The sequence below is a fragment of the Caulobacter sp. 602-2 genome, from assembly GCF_011043625.1.
Taxonomy (GTDB): domain Bacteria; phylum Pseudomonadota; class Alphaproteobacteria; order Caulobacterales; family Caulobacteraceae; genus Caulobacter.
Genome location: NZ_JAAKGT010000009.1, coordinates 152170 through 170101, shown reverse-complemented (window position 1 = coordinate 170101; position 17932 = coordinate 152170). Strand labels below are relative to the sequence as shown.

Genomic DNA, 17932 nt, shown 5'->3' with positions numbered 1-17932 from the left:
GGCGCCGAGGCGACGCCGGCGCCAGTCCTGAAGCTCTGGAAAGCTTAAGCGGGATAACGGGATGCGTTGACAGCCGGTTCACCCTATACATGGACCGATGACACAGCGGGCCTTCCCGATTCTCTTCATCACCGCCACGCGGATCGGCGACGCCGTGCTGTCGTCCGGCCTGATCAAGCTGCTGTCCGACCAGATCCCCAACGCCCGCTTCACCATCGTCGCCGGCCCGCTGGCCGCGCCGCTGTTCGCCCACGTGCCTGGCCTGGACCGGGTGATCGTGATGGAGAAGGGCAAGGGCAAGGGCCACTGGTTCAAGCTGTGGAACCAGGTGCGCCACAAGAAGTGGGGCCTGGTGGTCGACCTGCGGGGCAGCGCCACCGCCCTCTTCCTGCGCCGCGAGAAGCGGGCGATCTGGAAGAAGATCCCCGGCGAGATCGCCCACAAGGTGGTCGAGACCGCCCGCGTGCTGAAGATCGACGGCGAGCCGCCGGCCCCGCATCTCTACATCACGCCGGAAGTCCAGGCCCTGGCCGACCAGATGCTGGCCCCGCGGGGCGGCGAGCCGGCCGGTCCGATCCTGGCCATGGGCCCGGCCGCCAACTGGATCGGCAAGGTCTGGCCGATCGAGCGCTTCACCCAGACCGCCGCCCAGCTGCTGGGCCCCGGCGGCAAGCTGGAGGGCGGGCGCCTGCTGATCCTGGGCGGTCCCGAGGACGGCCGCATGGTCGAGGAGCTGCGCATGGCCTCGGCCCGGGGCCGATGCATCGACCTGACCGGCAAGGTCGACCTGCTGACCGCCTATGCCTGCCTGAAGCGCGCCGACCTGTTCATCGGCAACGACAGCGGCCTGATGCACATCGCCGCCGCCGCCGGCACGCCCACCGTCGGCCTGTTCGGCCCGTCGGACGAGCGCCGCTACGGCCCCTGGGGCCCGCTGACCCGCGCGGTGCGCGGCCCGCGCGACTTCGACCAGTTCAAGGCCGTCGATCCGGACCTGTCGCAGGCCATCCGCCACATGAGCGACCTGCCGGTGGCCAAGGTGGTCAGGGCGGCGATCGAACTGCTGGACGAGGCCCGCGCCGCGGCCGCGCCGTCCCCCGAGATGCCGCCCGAAACGCCGGCCGAGGCGCAAGCAGAAGCGCCCCAGGCCACCGCCGGCGCGCCGGAGCTGCCGCTCGACCCGCCCGCCTCGCCGCCCGGTCCGGAAGCCGAACCCAAGCTCAAGGTCTCGCCCCGCCGCCGCAAGCGTCCGGACGGCGAAGCCAGCCCACAGGCCTGACCCGTGAAGGCCGTTGTCACCCTCCTCGCGCTGCTTGGCCTTTCGGCGGCCACCTCGGCGACCGCCGCCGACCAGACGCCGGGCGACCAGTTCTTCGCCCGCCTGACCGCCCTGTGCGGCAAGACCCTGACCGGCCAGGTCGTCGCCGGCGACGCCGCCGACGAGCCGTTCCGCAAGTCCGCGCTGGTCATGACCGTGGCCCGGTGCGACGCCCGCGAGATACGCATCCCGTTCAGCGTCGGCGAGGACCGCTCGCGCACCTGGATCGTCACCCGCCTCGACGACGGCCGCCTGCGCCTCAAGCACGACCACCGCCATGCCGACGGCGTCGAGGACCAGCTTTCCCGCTACGGCGGCGACACGGTCGAGGCCGGAACGGCCCAGTTGCAGCGCTTCCCGGTCGACGCGGAGTCGCAGGCCCTGTTCACCCGACTGGACCGCGCGGTGTCGAACACCAACGTCTGGTCGCTGGGCCTGACCGACCAGGCCTTCAGCTACGAGCTTTCCCGCCCCGGCCGCCTGTTCCGGGTGTCGTTCGATCTGGACGGGGCAAAGCAGCCCTGAGCGGGCGATCCGGCCTCAGCCGGCCGCGCGGCGGATGGCGCCGTCGGGATCGCCGGGGTCGAAGACCTCGAGGTCCGGCCGCAAGGCCTTGATCTTGGACGCGGCCGCTTCGACGAAGCCGACATGCAGCGTGCGCGCGCCTTCGTCGTGAAGCTCGAAGACCAGATAGCCATTGCCCAGCACGATCCGCCGGACGTCATCGAGGGCGAAGTCCGGCTGGCCGTCGAACAGCTGCACCCGACCCGCCCTCACGGTCATCAAGGCGCCGCCGCGCCGGATAAGCCTGATGCTGGCGATGATGATCCCGATCGCGGCGACCGGGCTCAGCACGAAGACCGTCGCGTACCACATCAGGAGCCGGCGCTCCTTGGTGAGGCTGCCCTGGGTGTCGAAGCCACTGCCGATCGACCAGGCCGCAAAGGCCGCCAGCACGGCGATGATCGCCGCCGCCAGCGCCAGCTGGACCCAGGCCGGCCTGCGGACGACGACGGTCTCTTCCGAACTGGTCATCGCGCGAAGCTAGACCGCACGCTCGAAGCCGTCAGCAGAAAATCACCCATTGCCACCGCCCCCCAGCGGACCTAGACCGCCCCAAACCACCGCAGGAGCACGCCCCATGTCCCAGACCTTCGACCTGATCGTCCGCGGGGGCGAGGTGGTGAACCACGCCGGGCGTGGGATCACCGACATCGGCGTGCGGGACGGCAAGATCGTCGCCATCGGCGACCTCTCCCAAGCCTCGGCCGGCGAGGTGTTCGACGCCGCGGGCCTGACCGTGCTGCCGGGCGTGATCGACAGCCAGGTGCACTTCCGCGAGCCGGGCCTGGAGTGGAAGGAAGACCTGGAAAGCGGCAGCCGCGGCGCGGCGCTCGGCGGCGTCGTGGCCGTGTTCGAGATGCCCAACACCGAGCCGACCACCACCGATCCGGACGCCCTGGCCGACAAGCTGTCGCGCGCCAAGAACCGGATGCACACCGACCACGCCTTCTATGTCGGCGGCACCCACGAGAACGCCAACTTCCTGGGCGAGCTGGAGCGCCTGCCGGGCTGCTGCGGCATCAAGGTGTTCATGGGCGCTTCGACGGGCTCGCTGCTGGTGCAGGACGACGAAGGCGTCGAGAACGTGCTGCGGCACGTCAACCGCCGGGCGGCCTTCCACTCGGAAGACGAATACCGCCTGGCCGAGCGCCGCTCGCTCGCCCGTCCCGGCGACTGGACCAGCCACCCCGAGGTGCGCGACGCCCAGGCCGCCCTGCAGTCGACCCACCGCCTGGTGCGCATCGCCAAGAACCTGGGCAAGCGCATCCACGTGCTGCACGTCACCACCAAGGAAGAGATCGACTTCCTGGCGCTGAACAAGGACGTCGCCTCCGTCGAGGTCACGCCCCAGCACCTGACCCTGGTCGCGCCCGAGGCCTATGAGCGCCTGAAGGGCTTCGCCCAGATGAACCCGCCGATCCGCGACGCCTATCACGTGGCCGGCGTCTGGCGCGGCATCGAGGCCGGCATCGCCGACGTGCTGGGCTCCGACCACGCCCCCCACACCCGCGAGGAGAAGGCCCGCCCCTACCCGGCCTCGCCCTCGGGCATGCCGGGCGTGCAGACCCTGGTGCCGGTGATGCTGACGCATGTGGTGGACGGCAAGCTTTCCCTCGAGCGCTTCGTCGACCTTACCAGCCACGGCGTCAACCGCGTGTTCGGCCTGGCCGACAAGGGCCGCCTGGCCGAAGGCTTCGACGCCGATTTCACCATCGTCGACATGAAGGCCCGCAAGGTCATCACCCACGAGCAGATGGCCAACCGCGCCGGCTGGACCCCGTTCGACGGCTTCGAGGCCAAGGCCTGGCCGGTGGCCACCATCGTGCGCGGCATCGTGGTCATGCGCGACGACGAGATCGTCGCCGAGGGCCGCGGCGAGCCGGTGCGCTTCCTCGAGACCCTGGCCCGCTAGCCTCCGAACAGGCCGCGCACCCAGGCGCCGGCGCCCGCCAGGGCGTCGGCCGCCGGCGCGCCGATCCCGAACGGCAGCAGGCGCAGGAGCTCGTGGGCGACCACGCCCAGCAGCCAGACCAGCAGCAGGGCGCCGGCGATCAGCGCCAGCACGAACAGCAGCCGGAACGGCGGTCCGGTCACCAGCTCGACATAGCGGTGCAGGCCAAGCCTGGTCTCGCCGGTGAACGGCGAGAACACCTTGGGCCGGTAGTGGGCCATGCGCATCCAGCGCAGGCGCGCGCCCGGATGCACCTCGTCGCGGCCGATCGACACGGCCCGCGAGCGATAGCCGCCGATCATCCCCAGAAGATCGGTCTTCCAGGCCGGCCGCAGCGATCCGGGCCGACGCCCGATGCGCCAGTCGACCAGCGGATTGGCCAGGTCGCCGGCCTGGGCCAGCTCGCCGTCGGGGCGGTCGTCGAAGACCAGGCCCGCCGCCTGCGCGCCCTGCGCGACCCACAGCAGGGCGGCGCTGGACAGGCCCGGCTCGAAATTGCCGCCGCCGACGGCGCCGTGGTCGCCCGGGAACCACTTCTGCTGATAGCGCCGCTGGTCATAGGGGATGTAGCCGGGACCCCTGCGGTCGACCACCTGGGCCAGGGGCTGGAGCGCGCGTCCGGCCTTGGCGGCCCGCGCGTTCTTCAGCTTGATATCGGCGTTGAGCTCGTCGGTGGCGGTGATGTTCAGGTCGCGGATGTTGGAGAACGGCGCGGCGCTGAAGGTGCGGCGGTCCTCGTCGGCGGCGATGGCGTGGCGCAGGCTCTCGATGAGCTTTGAGGCCTCGGTGTCGTGGAAGCGGAAGCGCTTGTTGAAGGCCGACAGCAGCACGAAGCGGTCGGGCACGCCCAGCGATCCCACCGTGTCCCACAGGCCCAGATAGCGGATGCCGACGGCGCGGTTGCGGCGCACCTCGTTGGTCAGCAGGCACTCGTCGCCGCCGGTCGCGCTGGCCGCCATGCGGGGCGCGGTCGTCTCGCCGACCTTGCGGCGCAGGTCCTCGCTGCCCACCACCTCGCGCCGCGAATAGCGGTCGCGGAACTCCTGGCACTCGGGGCCGGCGGGGTGGATCTTGCGGTTGCGATAGAGCTGCATGGCCTCGGGCACGCGCTGCAGGTGCTCGGGCCGCAGGATGCCGCACTTGCGGATCAGGCCGCACAGGCTGCGGGCGGTATAGGCGCCGCGGCTGAAGCCGAAGATGAAGATCTCGTCTTCCGGCTCCTTGTAGTTCAGGACGATGAAGCGGTAGGCCTGCTCGATCTTGCGGTCGAGGCCCGCCCCGAAGGCGCCGCCGAGGATGGCCTCCAGCCGGTCGCTGGTGCGGCTGACGCCGGTCGCGGTGCCCACGCCCTCGTCGTAATAGACCACCTGCGGCACGCCGGGCTTGCCGTTCTGGCCCGGCGGATCGCGCACGATCGAGCGGGCCAGCCGCGCCACGTTGGTCAGGTTCTGCATCTGGAGCCCGTTCCAGGTGCCGTCGCAGAATACCGCTAGCCGGATCATGATCGCCTCCCCCAAGGCACAATCTCTGCGCGAAAAGCTATCCGCATTGAAGCCTCAGGTAAACATGGCGACATCGCGCGCGCGGGCTCGACTTTTTTCGCTGGCGCTGTCGAATGGCGCGTGTCCGGCGCGTCTCTCCCACGAAGGCGGCGCACAGGGCGTTTGCCGGACGGAGACCCGCCATGAAGTACATGCTGCTGATCTACGAGACCGAGGCCCACTACGCCGGCGAGGCCGGCCAGAAGCTGCTGGCCGACGTCATCGCCGGGCACATGCGGTTCACCGACGAACTGCAGGCGGCGGGGCTCGACTGGAGCGGGTCGGAGCTGGCCCCCACCGGCGCGGCCTCGACCCTGACCCAGGACGGCGTCGTGCACGACGGCCCGTTCGCCGAGACCCACGAGCAGCTGGGCGGCTTCTACCTGGTCGACGTGGCCGACCACGCCGCGGCGGTGGACTGGGCGCGCAAGATCCCGCTGTCGCCCGGCGGCAAGATCGAGATCCGGCCCACCGGCGACAACTGCGGCTAGGCCGTGCGCTACGCCCTGCTGATCTACGAGGACGAGGCGGCCGCCGCCTCGCTGGCGCCGGTCCGCCGGACCTTCGCCGCCGCCCTGGCGGCGGCGGGGGTCCTGCGGGGACAGGCGCTGCTGAAGAGCCCGGACACGGCCACCACCCTGCGGCGGGACGCCCCGCTGCACGACGGCCCCAAGGCCGAGACTGACCAGCCGCTGGCCGGCCTCTACCTGATCGAGGCCGGCGACCTGGACGCGGCCCTGGCCTGGGCCCGCCGCCTGCCTCTCGGCGAGGGCGCGGTCGAGGTGCGGCCGCTGGCCCAGGCGGCGTGAGCGCCGAGCTCGACCTGGCGGCGCGCGAGGCCGGCGGCAGGATCATCGCCGCACTCGCCGCCGGGTTTCGCGACCTCGACCTGGCCGAGGACAGCTTCGCCGAGGCCTGCGCCCGCGCGGCGGCGACGTGGCCGCGCGACGGCGTCCCGCGCCAGCCGACCGCCTGGCTCTACGCCGCCACCCGCCGCTGCGCGCTCGACGCCCTGCGCAGGCGGGCCGTGCGCTCGCGGCTGGCGCCCGACGCGCCGGAGCCGGAGCCGACGGTGGAGGACGCCATGGCCTCGGACGACCGGCTGATCCCCGACGAGCGCCTGCGGCTGATCTTCGTCTGCTGCCATCCGGCCGTGGCCCCGGAATCGCGGGCCGCGCTCACCCTGCGCCTGGTCTGCGGACTGTCGGTGCAGGAGATCGCCCGCGCCTTCCTGGTCGGCGAGGCGGCGATGTTCCAGCGCCTGACCCGCGCCAAGAAGAAGATCGCCCAGGCGGGCGTGGCCTTCGAGGTCCCGGGCCCGGACGCCTGGCCCGAGCGGTTTTCGGCGGTGCTCTCGACGCTGGAGGTCGCCTACGCCAAGGCCCACGAGGACGCCGCCGGCGCCGGGGCCCACGCAGGTTACGCCCGCGAAATCCTCGACCTGACGGCGGCGCTGGCCGAGCTGGCGCCGGGCGAGGCCGAGTGCCTGGCCCTGGCGGCGCTGGTCCGCTACGCCGAAGCCCGGCGGCCGGCCCGGCTGGACGAGACCGGGGCCATGACGCCCCTCTCGCAGCAGGACCCGGCCCTCTGGCGGCGGCCGATGATCGACGAGGCGGAAGCCTATCTGCGCCGGGCCGCCGATCTCGACCGGCCCGGCCCCCGTCAGCTGCAGGCGGCGATCCACGCGGTGTGGAGCCATCGCAGGAGCCTGGCCGAACCGCCGCGCTGGGGCGCGGTGCTGGCGCTTTACGACGCCCTGCTGGCCTGGCGCGACGACGCCGTGGTGCGCCTCAACCGCGCCGTGGCCCTGGCCGAGGTCGCCGGCCCGCCCGCCGCGATGGCCGAGCTGGACGCCCTGGACGCCGCGCGCCTGGACGCCTTCGGCCCGTTCCACGCCGTGCGCGCCGACCTGCTGGCCCGCCTGTCGCGACCCGCCGAGGCCCGTGCCGCCTACGACCGCGCCCTGGCGCTGGACCCCGCCCCGGCCGAGCGGCTGTGGCTGGAACGTCGGCGAACGATGCTCGGCCAGGATTGAACGGGCGTTTGCGGCGGGACATAACTGGGCGATGGAATCCCTCGACGACGCCCCTTTCCGTGACGCCCGCTACGCCCCGCGCGCCCTGGAGGTCGAACGTCGCGGCGATGCGCTGATCCTGCGCAACCCCATGCCCTATTCGAAGGCCGTGCGGACGGTCACAGCCCCCCTGGCCCGCTGGGCCGGCCAGGCCCCCGACCGCGTCTGGCTGGCCGAACGGATCGAGGGCCAGGACGGCTGGCGCACGATCACCTATGGGCAGGCCGAAAGCCGCGTGGCGGCCCTGGCCGGCGGCCTTGCGACCCTGGGCCTGTCGCGCGGCAAGCCGCTGCTGATCCTGGCCCGCAACGGCGTCGACCACGCCCTGATCGCCTACGCCGCCATGCGCCTGGGAGCGCCGGCCGCGCCGGTGTCGCCGCAGTACGGCCTTTCGGGCGCGGATCTCTCGCGCCTGGCCCACGCGGTGGAACGACTGAAGCCCGCGGCGGTCTATGTCGACGACGCGGCCGCCTTCGCCGGAGCCCTGGATCACGACTGCCTGGACGGCCTGCCGGTGATCGCCAGCCGCAATCCGCGTCCCGGCGACCAGCTTTTCGAGGCCCTGCTGGCCAGCCCGCCCGCGCCCGACGTGGCCGAGGGGGACGACGTGGCCAAGCTGCTGCTGACCTCCGGCTCGACCGGACGGCCCAAGGCGGTGATCTGCACCCACGCCAACATCGCGCTGAACGCCGCCCAGATCGAGGCCTGCTACGCCGACCCCGATCCGCCGGTGCTGGTCAACTCCGCGCCCTGGAGCCACAGCCTGGGCGCCAACGCCATCCTGCACATGGTGCTGCACCGGGGCGGCACGCTCTATATCGACGCCGGCCAGCCCGTGCCGGGGCGCTTTTCCGAAACGCTGCGCAACCTGCGCGAGGTTTCGCCGACCTATCACAACATGGTGCCGGCCGGCTGGGGCCTGCTGGTCGGCGAGCTGGAGCGCGACCCGGCGCTGGCGCGGACCTTCTTTTCGCGGGTGCGGGTGCTGCAGTACGGCGGGGCCTCGATGGCCCAGTCGATCCTCGACCGCGTGCAGGCGCTGGCCCTGGCCGTCACCGGCGAACGCATCACCTTCGCGGCCGGCTACGGCGCCACCGAGACCGGCCCGACCGCCTGCAACATCCACTGGCTGAACGCCCGCTCGGGCATGGTCGGCCTGCCCACGCCCGGCACGGCCGTGAAGCTGGTCCCGGCCGGCGAGAAGCTGGAGATCCGGGTCGAGGGCCCGCAGGTCTCGCCCGGCTATCTGGACCAGCCCGAAGCGACCCGCCAGGCCTTCGACGAGGACGGCTTCTACCGCCTGGGCGACGCGGCGCGGCTGGCCGATCCGGACGACCCGACCGCCGGCCTCGTCTTCGACGGACGCCTGGTGGAGAACTTCAAGCTGGCCAGCGGGGCCTTCGTGGCCGCCGGCGCCCTGCGGGTGGCGGCGATCTCGGCCATCGGCGGGGCGGCGTCCGACGCCGTGGTCTGCGGCGAGGGCCGCGAGGGCGTGGGCCTGATGCTGTTCCTGGAGCCGCGCACCTGCGAGGCGCTGGGCGGCGAGGCCGCGGCCCGGGCGGCGGTGCGCGCGGGCCTCGAGGCGTTCAACGCGGCCGGCAAGGGCGGGACCGGCAGGATCGCCCGCGCCCTGATCCTGCCCGGCGCCCCCGACGCGGCCAGCGGCGAGCTGACCGACAAGGGCTACATCAACCAGGCCCTGGCCCGCGAGCGCCGTCCCGGCGAGATCGAGCGCCTGTTCGCCGCCGAGCCCGACGACGCGGTCATGCGGTTCTAGGCTCGTCCAGAGCCCCGGCCACGCCGACGCAGATCAGCAGCTGGCCCAGATAGTAGAACCCCCAGACGCCCAGGCCGGTCAGCAGTCCGTCCGGCAGCGGCCCCAGGCGCGCGAAGATCAGAAGGTCGGAGACCACGAACAGCAGCGCCCCCAGCTTGACCGTCCGCCAAGGAAAGTCGCTGAGCAGGGCGGCCGCCGCCATGGTCGCCAGGCCCGTGGCGTAGAGGGCGATCCCCCCGGCGCCGGCGCGCTCGGCCGGCAGTCCGTAGGACAGCGCCGCCACGGCCGGGATCAGCAGCACCGGCAGGGCCTTTCCGGGGATCCGGTAGCGAAGGTAAAGCCAGGCCGCTACCCCGTGGCCGGCCAGGAAGGCCACCGCCCCGACCGTCAGGCCCGCCACGTCCAGCAGCACGTCGCCCAGGGCGCCCAGGGCCATCGCCGCCGTCAGCAGCCAGCCGTCGAAGCCTCGCGCCCGCAGCAGCGCATGCAGGGCCAGCAAGCCGACGCCCGCGCCCTTCCAGCCGGCCTCCAGCGCCGGCGGCAGGTCCAGCCGCCAGGTGACGACATAGCTCGCCCCGGCGACCACCGAGGCGATCAGCGCCCAGCGCGCGGCCGCGCCCATCGTCCGCATGGAAACTTTCCCCCCGTTTTCCGTCCAGACTGCGACGATCGCCCCCGCGGGCGCAATCGTGTTGCGCGCCCATGCCGAAATGTCGGAGACAGGGAGCGGGAGACGACTGGTACGGAGAAGACCATGAACGGCGCCGACGCCCTGATCACCACCCTGGCCGACAACGGCGTGACCGCCTGCTTCGCCAACCCGGGCACCAGCGAGATGCAGTTCGTCTCGGCCCTGGACCGCGAGCCGCGCATGCGCTCGATCCTGTGCCTGTTCGAGGGCGTGGCGACCGGCGCCGCCGACGGCTACGGGCGGATCGCGGGCAAGCCGGCCTGCACGCTGCTGCACCTGGGTCCTGGCTACGCCAACGGCGCGGCCAACCTGCACAACGCCCGCCGGGCCTTCACCCCGATCGTCAACGTCGTGGGCGACCACGCCACCTATCACCGTGGCTTCGACGCGCCGCTCAACAGCGACATCGCCGCCCTGGCCGCGCCCAACTCGCTGTGGGTGAAGTCGGCCGAGTGCGCCGACAGCGTCGGCCCGCTGACCGCCGAGGCGATCACCGCCGCCTATGGAACGCCGGGCGGAAACGCCTGTCTGATCCTGCCGGCCGACGCGGCCTGGAACGAGGCGACCGTGCACGGCGGCGTGGCCGAGGTTCCCGCTCCCTCGGCCCCCGACGCCGAGACCGTGGCGGCCGTCGCCCACGCGGTGAAGGCGGCCAGGGCGCCGGTGCTGCTGCTAGGGTCGGGCGCCTGCCGCGAGGACGGGCTCGCCGCCGCCGGCCGCCTGGCCGCCCTGGGGATCCGCGTGCTGACCGACACCTTCACCGCCCGCCAGGCGCGCGGCGAGGGGCGCTTCCGTCCCGACAAGCTGCCCTATTTCGGCGAGATGGCCCTGAAGGACCTCGACGGGGCCGACCTGATGGTGCTGGTCGCCACCGAGCGGCCGGTGGCCTTCTTCGCCTATCCCGACCGGCCCAGCGTGCTCGTGCCCGAGCACTGCGGACTGGAGACGCTGTGCGGCCGCCAGGTCGACGCGGCCGCGGCGCTGAACGCCCTGGCCGACGCGCTGGAAGCGCCCGCCGCCGGCCACGTCGAGACCTACGCCCCGCCGCCGGCCCCGGCCGGCAAGCTGGACGCCTGGGCCATCGGCGCCAGCATCGCCCGGCACATGCCGGCCCAGACGGTGATCTCCGACGACGCGGTGACCGCCGGCCTGCCGATCTTCACCCAGACCCGCGCCGCCCGGGCCCACGACTGGCTGTCGCTGACCGGCGGCGCGATCGGTCAGGGCATCCCGCTGGCCGTCGGCGCGGCCGTGGCGCGGCCCGAGGCCAAGGTGCTGGCCCTGACCGGCGACGGGGCGGGCATGTACACGGTGCAGGGCCTTTGGACGATCGCCCGCGAGCAGCTGGACGTCGTGGTCGTGGTCTTCGCCAACCACGTCTATCGCATCCTGGGCATCGAGCTTGGCCGCACCGGCGCGGGTAATCCCGGCCCCGCGGCGAGCCGGCTGCTGGACCTTGGCGATCCGCGCATCGACTGGGTGGCGGTATCCGAAGGCATGGGCGTGCCGGCCCAGCGGGTCGACACCGCCGAGGCCTTCGACGAGGCCTTCGCCCAGGCCATGGCGGCCAAGGGCCCGCGACTGATCGAGGCGGCGCTGGCCTAGGGTCTGGACTCAGTTGGCGTGCAAGGAAACGTGTCTTCCCGGCCGGAGGAGCGCGTCAGCGATCCGTAGAGCCGGGATCTCCCACGTCGGCAGGTTCTGAACTGTGGGAGATCCCGGCGCTCCGCTGCGCTGCGGCCGGGATGACAACTACTATAAGCTATTGAAACAGATAACTCATTGCCTTCGGCCAATTGAGTACCGACCCTGTCCCCTCCGGCCCTCCGGGCCACCTCCCCCTTCGGGGGGAGGATTAAAAAAACCCCGCCGGTTCGCACCGGCGGGGTTCTTCGTCAGAGCTCCGAGGAACTCTTACTTCTTGATGTTGGTCGGCAGCTTGCAGCCGCCGCCGACGCCCTTGGCCTGCAGGCAGGACAGGAGCTCGTTCGGCTTGGGCGAAGCCTGGTTCAGCGGGTAGGACAGCACCCAGCCCGGCAGGCCGTCGGCGCAGGCCACTTCGACGAAGCCGCTGGTGTCGGTGCGGCCGATGATGCGCGCGCCCGAGACCTGGCAACCGGCCTTGTTGTAGCTCTTGAGGTCGTCCCACAGGCGGGTGAACTCGACGTCCGGCTTGGTGTAGCTGCAGCGGAAGCCGTTCAGTTCGCCGGTGACGCAGTCATAGACGCGGTTGTCGGCCACCGAGAAGACGCCGATGCCGCCCCGCGGGGTGTTCGAGCACTTCAGCTCGACGATTTCCTTCTTGGGGTCTTGCGACGGGAACAGGCCGTAGGACTCGACCTTGCAGTCGTAGCCGGCCTTCTTGGCCAGGCTGGTGTAGAGGCCGGCCTGCTCGGTCTTGGCCGCGCGGCTGTCGGTCAGGGTGCACTCGGCGCCGCCCGGAGCGTTGGCGCAGTCGATGGCGCGAACCAGCGAACCGCCGGCCACGGCCTGCTGCAGCACGTAGCCCTTGCCATCCTGGCAGGCGACTTCGAAGTAGTTGTCGGTCTTGGTGGTCAGGATGTAGCGCTTGTCCTTGACCGCGCAGTTGTTCTTGGCGGCGGCCGCCAGGGTGTCGACGATCTGCAGCTGGGTGGCGCGATCGGTCAGCTTGCACGAGATGTTGCCGCCTTCCTCGTACAGCAGGCAGCTGTTGGCCACCGTGCCCTCGAGCTTCATCGGCACCGGGATCTGGACGATGTAGCCCGTGCCGCCGGCGCAGGAGACTTCGAAGAACGAGTTGTTGTTGCCGGTGCCGATGGCGCGGGCGTTCTGCAGGTCGCAGGTCGCGCCGGCCTTGGCCAGGTACGGCTTGAGGCCCTGCTTGGCGTCGGCGTTGGCCGGCAGCAGGCACTTCAGGCCCGATTCCTTGCCGTCAGCGCCGGGCTGGCCGGTTTCGACGCACGAGAAGGCCTGCGGAGCGGTGTCCTTCTTGGACACCAGCGCGTAGCCCATGCCCTCTTGGCAGGCCACTTCGTAGTAGGAGGTGGCCGACTTCTTGTCGGCGCCGATCAGGCGGGCGTCCGACACCTGGCAGGCCACGCCGGCCTGGGCGACCAGGGGCGGAGCTTCCTTCATACCGGCTTCACGCGACTTGGCGTCGACGGCGGCGGCGGCGGGCTTGGCATCCTTCGGCGCCGCAAAGGCGGCGGCCGGAACGAGCGCGGCGACCGCGAGGGCGGCCGTCAGGCCGATCGCGAATGGCCTCATGTCTGTAGTCTCCTGGGGGTGGATTCCTCGGGGCGGACTTAAGCCCCCCCTTGCATCGAGGGTCAAGATGTCGTCCGACGGGGGCGCAATCATGGCGCGGCTTGACCATGAAAAATGGGCTGGCGAGACGGCCAGGACGCGCGGCGCGGGGAGTTGAACGGCGATGAGCGACGGGTTCGAGGATGCCGGGGGCGACAACGAGGCGCCGCGCCGGCCGCGCCTGGTCTATCCGTTCGAGGTCGAGCCCGAGCCCGGCTCGGGCCAGGCGGTCGAGGTCGCGCCGGGCGTCCTGTGGCTGCGCCAGCCGCTGGGCGGGTCGCTGGGCTTCATCAATGTCTGGGCGCTGGAGGACGGCGAGGGCTGGGCGATCGTCGACACCGGCATGGCCACCAAGGACACCAGCGCCGCCTGGAAGGCCGCCTTCGCCGGCGCGCTGGCCGGCCGCCCCGTCACCCGCGTCATCGTCACCCACCTGCATCCCGACCATGTGGGCCTGGCCGGCTGGCTGACCCGGCGGTTCGACTGCCGCCTGTGGATGACCCGGCTGGAGTACTTCCAGTGCCGGATGCTGGTGGCCGACACCGGCCGCGAAGCCCCCGAGGACGGCGTGCGGTTCTTCCACGCGGCCGGCTGGGACGACGACGCCGTCGACAACTACAAGACCCGCTTCGGCGGCTTTGGCCGAGCCATCCACGCCCTGCCCGACAGCTATCGGCGGATGAGCGACGGCGAGACCTTCCGCATCGGCCAGCACGACTGGACGGTGGTGACCGGCCAGGGCCACTCGCCCGACCACGCCTGCCTGTGGAGCCCGTCGCTGGGCCTGCTGATCTCGGGCGACCAGGTGCTGCCCAGGATATCGTCCAACGTCTCGGTGTTTCCCACCGAGCCCGACGCCGACCCGCTGGCCGACTGGCTGACCTCGCTGGCCAAGGTCAAGGCGGCCGTGCCCGACGAGGTGCTGGTGCTGCCGGCCCACAACGCGCCGTTCCGCGGCCTGCACGCCCGCATCGACCAGCTGATCGCCGGCCACGAGCGGGGCCTGTCGCGCCTGCTGGGCAAGCTTGCGGAGCCGCGCCGGGCGGTCGACACGTTCGGGGCGCTGTTCGCCCGGCCGATCGGCCCGGACCTTCTGGGCATGGCCACCGGCGAGGCCCTGGCCCACCTCAACTGCCTGATCGCCCGCGGCCAGGCCGTGCGCGAGGTCGATGAGACGGGCGTGGCCTGGTATCGGGCCGGCTAGCCTGGATCAGGCCGCCTTCTTGGGCAGGTAGACGACGCGGCAATCGCCATCGATCGTGGTGTAGCGGCCGTTGGCCGCGTCGACGAACGAGATGCGGCCGGTGTCGCCGTACGAGACCTTGCCCGTCGACCGCCCCTTGAAGACCTCGGTCCCGTAGCTCCAGCAGGTGACATCCGCCGGCAGGTCGCTCCAGGTGGCGTCGTTGCGGGCGCGACGGCTGTCGGTGCAGGCCGAGGAGGCCAGGACGCCGAGCGCGGCGAGGCAGAGAAGTGCGGTTTTCATGGGCGCACCCTTCCATGAGCCGGCGGCGGCCGAAAGCGGAAGTTGAGCGCCCGGCGATGGTCTGCGTCGATCACCGAAACATCCGTTTGATATTTCGCACGCGAAGCATATAGTCGGCGCATGTCGACGCCGCCCTCGCCCGCACCGGACAAACGCTTCGTCTTCCTGCTCGCCGCCGGCCACCGGCGCGTGCAGCGCTGGATCGAGGCCAAGCTGGCGACCGAAGGAAACGGCCTGACCTCGGCGCAATCGGGGGTGCTGTTCTATCTGGGCGCCGCCGACGGGGCGCTGATCGGCGAGGCGGCCGAGGCCCTGGACCTGGCCCCCTCGGCCATGACCGGCCTCGTCGACCGCATGACCCGCGCGGGCCTGGTCGAACGCCGGCCCGATCCCAAGGACGGCCGGGCCCTGCGCCTGCACCTGACCGACCACGGCCGCGCGGCGCGCGAGGAGGCCAAGGCGGGCCTCGCGCACCTCAACGCCCACCTCACCGAGGGCTTCACGGACGACGAGATCGCCGTGGTCGCCCGCTGGCTTTCGAGCCTGCAGACCAAGTTCCCCAAAGGAGACGCTCCCCAATGACCGAGCACGTGAAGACCAGCCTCGAGGCCGGCGTGCTGACCATCACCCTGTCGCGTCCCGAAAAGAAGAACGCGCTCAGCAACGCCATGTACGGCGCCCTGGCCGACGCCCTGGAAGGGGCCGAGACCAATCCCGAGATCCGGGTGGTGGTGTTCCAGGCCGACGGCGACAGCTTCAGCGCCGGCAACGACCTCGGCGACTTCGTGGCGCAGGCCACCGGCGCCTTCACCGAGGAGCGCCACGTGTGGCGGTTCCTCAAGGCCCTGGCCAACGCCACACGCCCGCTGGTCGCCGCCGTCCACGGCCAAGCCGTCGGCGTGGGCACGACCATGCTGCTGCACTGCGACCTGGTGTTCGTCGCCCCCGACGCGCGCCTGACCGTGCCGTTCGTCAACCTGGCTCTGGCCCCCGAGGCCGCGTCGAGCTGGCTGCTGCCGGCCCGCATCGGCCACGCCCGCGCCTACGCCATGTTCGCCCTGGGCGAGGCGGTGGACGGAACGACGGCCGCCGCCTGGGGCCTGGCCAACGCCGTGGTCCCGGCCGACGAGCTGCGCGCCAAGGCCCGCGCCGCCGCCGACCAGTTGGCCAAGCGTCCGCTGGGCGCCCTGACCGTCACCAAGGGCCTGATGCGCGACGCCGAGGCCATCGCCGCCCTGATGGACAAGGAAGGCGCCCTGTTCGCCGAGCGCCTGCAGACCGCCGAGGCCCGCGAAGCCTTCATGGCCTTCGCCGAGCGCCGCGCGCCCGACTTCAGCAAGGCGGGGTGAGATCGATAGAACCTCCCCCTCTGGGGGAGGTGTCGCCGAAGGCGACGGAGGGGGGCCGTTTTCAGCTTCCACTGAGTGGGCTGGCTTCGTGATTACTCCCCCCCAACCGATCGCTAACGCGATCGCCTCCCCCATAGGGGGAGGTTCCTTGTTCAGACCTTTCCCGATAACCACCGCAGCACGTTCAGCAGGAACGCCTTGTTCCGCGAGGCCGTCGGGGCGTTGAAGCCCATCTTGCGGCCCTGCGGCCCGGCGAGCTGGGCGGTGAACATCGCCGCCTCGCCCATGGCCACGACCCGGCCCTTGCCTGCCGACAGGGCCGCGCCGCGCAGCAGGCCCTCGCCGTCGTGACGGGGGGTCTTGTCGTCGAACACCCAGGCCTTCTGCGGCATGGCCACGCTCCAGCCGCCGCGCAGCACCAGCAGCGGCTGGGCCTGCGGCGGGGCGCGGAACGACGAGCCGGTGAAGCTCTGCACCCGGTCGATCCCGCGCGTGATCGGATGGTCCAGCAGCGAGCCGTCGGCGCGCTGGAAGAACTCGGGCCCGCCGCCGGTCCTCTGGGCGAAGCCGTTGTCGAAATCGAAGCCGAAGGCCTTGGCCAGGGGCTGGGCCCCGCCGGGGAACGGCATGTGGTCGGCGATCAGCAGCAGGGCGCCGCCGGCCTCGACCCAGGCCTTAACGGCGGCGGCTTCTTCGGGGGTGTAGGCGCCGGGGTTGGGCAGGCTCCAGTCGCCGACGTTCACGGCGGCCAGCGGATTGGCCACGACCAGCAGGTCGACCCCGGCCAGGCTCTGCGCCGACAGCGGGCCGGTCAGGCCCGAGACCCGGTAGCCGTCGGCCCGGGCCACAGCAGCGAACGGGGCGAAGCGGCCGTCCACGGTGTGGAAGTTGTTGTGCCCGCCGTCGATGGCCAGGCGCGGCCCCTTGCCCTGGGGGTAGGCCGGCTTGGCGACGGAGGTGTCGACATCGGGGTCGGGCGCCTGCTGGCGGGCCTGGGCGAGCCCGCCCGGCGAGGCGCCGAGCAGGGGGACGCAGGCGGCGGAAAGCAGGACCTGACGACGACGCATGGCGCGGATCCCCCGGGAACTTCGCGGGCGAGCCTATCGCGCGTCGGGACAAAGAAAAGGCCGCGGAGCGCAAGCCCCGCGGCCTTCTCGTTTCGATCGTTCGGCCTGGCCTAGTGCGTGGCCGGGGCCGGAGCAGCAGCAGCCGGAGCAGCGCCGACGGCCGGAGCCGGGGCGGCGCCTTCGGCCGGGGCCGCGCCTTCAGCGGCCGGAGCCGCAGCCGCGTCGGCGGCCGGAGCGGCCGCGGGCTTGGGAGCCGGCACCGGCAGGGTCGAGCCCAGGCTGTGCAGGTAGGCGATGATGGCGATGCGGTCCTCCTGCTTCTTCAGGCCCGCGAAGGTCATCTTGGTGCCCGAGATGTACTTGCCCGGGGCCTTCAGGAACTGGTCGACGTGGTCGTAGTCCCACACCGGGTTCTTGCCGCCGAAGTCGGTCATCGAGCCCGAATAGCCGAAGCCCGGGTGCGTGCCCGGCTTCTTGCCCAGGGTGCCGAAAAGGTTGGGACCGGTGCCGTTGGGGCCGCCCGAGGTGAAGGTGTGGCACGAAGCGCACTTGGCCGAGACGGCCTTGCCGGCCTCGATGTTGGCCGGCAGCAGCAGCACCGAACCCCAGTCGGGCGGAACCTCGGCGGCCGCGGCGCCTTCGCCGCCGGTGTCTTCCTGGACGGCGATCGCGTAGCCGGGCTTTTCGACTTCGTGCTTCTTGAAGACGATGTCGGACGCCTCGCGCAGACCGAAGATGACCAGACCGGTCAGAAGCGCGCCGCCGAAAATCTTGTTGAACGTAAGGTCGCTCATCTCAGCCTTGTCAGCCTCTTTATAGACCCGTC

18 protein-coding genes are annotated in these 17932 nt (G+C 71.8%); 11 read left to right on the top strand and 7 right to left on the bottom strand.

Going from position 1 to position 17932, the window contains the following annotated elements; all coding sequences use genetic code 11:
- The first annotated feature begins 97 nt into the window (after nt 1-97).
- Together G5B46_RS17760 and G5B46_RS17755 are read left to right on the top strand one after the other, a co-directional pair.
- The gene (locus tag G5B46_RS17760) at nt 98-1279 is read left to right on the top strand and encodes a glycosyltransferase family 9 protein (RefSeq protein WP_165260903.1); all 1182 of its coding nucleotides are present in this window, start codon (nt 98-100) and stop codon (nt 1277-1279) included.
- 3 nt (nt 1280-1282) lie between these two features.
- On the top strand, nt 1283-1843 hold the full coding sequence (locus tag G5B46_RS17755) for a hypothetical protein (RefSeq protein ID WP_165260901.1): 561 nt from the start codon (nt 1283-1285) through the stop codon (nt 1841-1843).
- 15 nt (nt 1844-1858) lie between these two features.
- On the opposite strand, the gene G5B46_RS17750 is transcribed toward G5B46_RS17755, so the two are convergent.
- Nucleotides 1859-2353, bottom strand: a complete 495-nt coding sequence (locus tag G5B46_RS17750; RefSeq protein ID WP_165260899.1) for a hypothetical protein — start codon at nt 2351-2353, stop codon at nt 1859-1861.
- A gap of 106 nt (nt 2354-2459) precedes the next feature.
- On the opposite strand from G5B46_RS17750, the gene G5B46_RS17745 reads away from it, so the two are divergent.
- Nucleotides 2460-3794, top strand: a complete 1335-nt coding sequence (locus G5B46_RS17745) for a dihydroorotase (RefSeq protein WP_165260897.1) — start codon at nt 2460-2462, stop codon at nt 3792-3794.
- Here G5B46_RS17745 and G5B46_RS17740 read toward each other — a convergent pair.
- Nucleotides 3791-5335 (bottom strand): DUF2235 domain-containing protein, encoded by a 1545-nt coding sequence (locus G5B46_RS17740; protein WP_165260895.1) that lies wholly within the window; start codon nt 5333-5335, stop codon nt 3791-3793. The genes G5B46_RS17745 and G5B46_RS17740 overlap by 4 nt on opposite strands.
- 182 nt (nt 5336-5517) lie before the next feature.
- Between G5B46_RS17740 and G5B46_RS17735 the strand changes: the two genes are divergently transcribed.
- Genes G5B46_RS17735 through G5B46_RS17720 form a run of 4 tightly spaced genes read left to right on the top strand, consistent with a single transcriptional unit; the run spans nt 5518 to nt 9225 of the window.
- The gene (locus tag G5B46_RS17735; RefSeq protein ID WP_165260893.1) at nt 5518-5865 is read left to right on the top strand and encodes a YciI family protein; all 348 of its coding nucleotides are present in this window, start codon (nt 5518-5520) and stop codon (nt 5863-5865) included.
- 3 nt (nt 5866-5868) lie between these two features.
- Nucleotides 5869-6183, top strand: coding sequence for a YciI family protein (locus G5B46_RS17730; protein WP_165260891.1), 315 nt, complete (start codon nt 5869-5871; stop codon nt 6181-6183).
- Nucleotides 6180-7409, top strand: coding sequence for a DUF6596 domain-containing protein (locus tag G5B46_RS17725; protein ID WP_346764946.1), 1230 nt, complete (start codon nt 6180-6182; stop codon nt 7407-7409). The genes G5B46_RS17730 and G5B46_RS17725 overlap by 4 nt, the downstream gene beginning before the upstream one ends.
- Nucleotides 7410-7440: 31 nt before the next feature.
- A complete protein-coding gene (locus G5B46_RS17720) occupies nt 7441-9225 on the top strand; it encodes a feruloyl-CoA synthase (protein ID WP_165260889.1) in 1785 nt (594 codons plus the stop codon).
- On the opposite strand, the gene G5B46_RS17715 is transcribed toward G5B46_RS17720, so the two are convergent.
- Nucleotides 9212-9856: a lysoplasmalogenase family protein gene (locus G5B46_RS17715; protein ID WP_165260887.1), complete on the bottom strand. Its 645-nt coding sequence runs from the start codon at nt 9854-9856 to the stop codon at nt 9212-9214. The genes G5B46_RS17720 and G5B46_RS17715 overlap by 14 nt on opposite strands.
- 123 nt (nt 9857-9979) lie before the next feature.
- Between G5B46_RS17715 and G5B46_RS17710 the strand changes: the two genes are divergently transcribed.
- On the top strand, nt 9980-11521 hold the full coding sequence (locus G5B46_RS17710; RefSeq protein WP_165260885.1) for an acetolactate synthase large subunit: 1542 nt from the start codon (nt 9980-9982) through the stop codon (nt 11519-11521).
- Between the two features lie 309 nt (nt 11522-11830).
- On the opposite strand, the gene G5B46_RS17705 is transcribed toward G5B46_RS17710, so the two are convergent.
- Nucleotides 11831-13165 (bottom strand): hypothetical protein, encoded by a 1335-nt coding sequence (locus G5B46_RS17705; protein WP_165260883.1) that lies wholly within the window; start codon nt 13163-13165, stop codon nt 11831-11833.
- Between the two features lie 163 nt (nt 13166-13328).
- Between G5B46_RS17705 and G5B46_RS17700 the strand changes: the two genes are divergently transcribed.
- A complete protein-coding gene (locus G5B46_RS17700) occupies nt 13329-14408 on the top strand; it encodes an MBL fold metallo-hydrolase (RefSeq protein WP_165260881.1) in 1080 nt (359 codons plus the stop codon).
- Nucleotides 14409-14414: 6 nt separating this feature from the next.
- Here the strand turns inward: G5B46_RS17700 and G5B46_RS17695 are convergent, their stop codons facing one another.
- A complete protein-coding gene (locus G5B46_RS17695; protein ID WP_165260879.1) occupies nt 14415-14690 on the bottom strand; it encodes a hypothetical protein in 276 nt (91 codons plus the stop codon).
- 120 nt (nt 14691-14810) lie between these two features.
- Between G5B46_RS17695 and G5B46_RS17690 the strand changes: the two genes are divergently transcribed.
- Both G5B46_RS17690 and G5B46_RS17685 read left to right on the top strand, forming a co-directional pair.
- Nucleotides 14811-15272, top strand: a complete 462-nt coding sequence (locus tag G5B46_RS17690) for a MarR family winged helix-turn-helix transcriptional regulator (RefSeq protein WP_165260877.1) — start codon at nt 14811-14813, stop codon at nt 15270-15272.
- Entirely contained in the window at nt 15269-16039 is a 771-nt protein-coding gene (locus tag G5B46_RS17685) for an enoyl-CoA hydratase (RefSeq protein ID WP_165260865.1), read from the top strand. The genes G5B46_RS17690 and G5B46_RS17685 overlap by 4 nt, the downstream gene beginning before the upstream one ends.
- A 152-nt stretch (nt 16040-16191) precedes the next feature.
- Here the strand turns inward: G5B46_RS17685 and G5B46_RS17680 are convergent, their stop codons facing one another.
- The gene (locus tag G5B46_RS17680) at nt 16192-17106 is read right to left on the bottom strand and encodes a DUF4350 domain-containing protein (protein ID WP_165260863.1); all 915 of its coding nucleotides are present in this window, start codon (nt 17104-17106) and stop codon (nt 16192-16194) included.
- A 110-nt stretch (nt 17107-17216) separates the two neighbouring features.
- A complete protein-coding gene (locus G5B46_RS17675; protein WP_165260861.1) occupies nt 17217-17900 on the bottom strand; it encodes a cytochrome c family protein in 684 nt (227 codons plus the stop codon).
- Between the last annotated feature and the right edge of the window lie 32 nt (nt 17901-17932).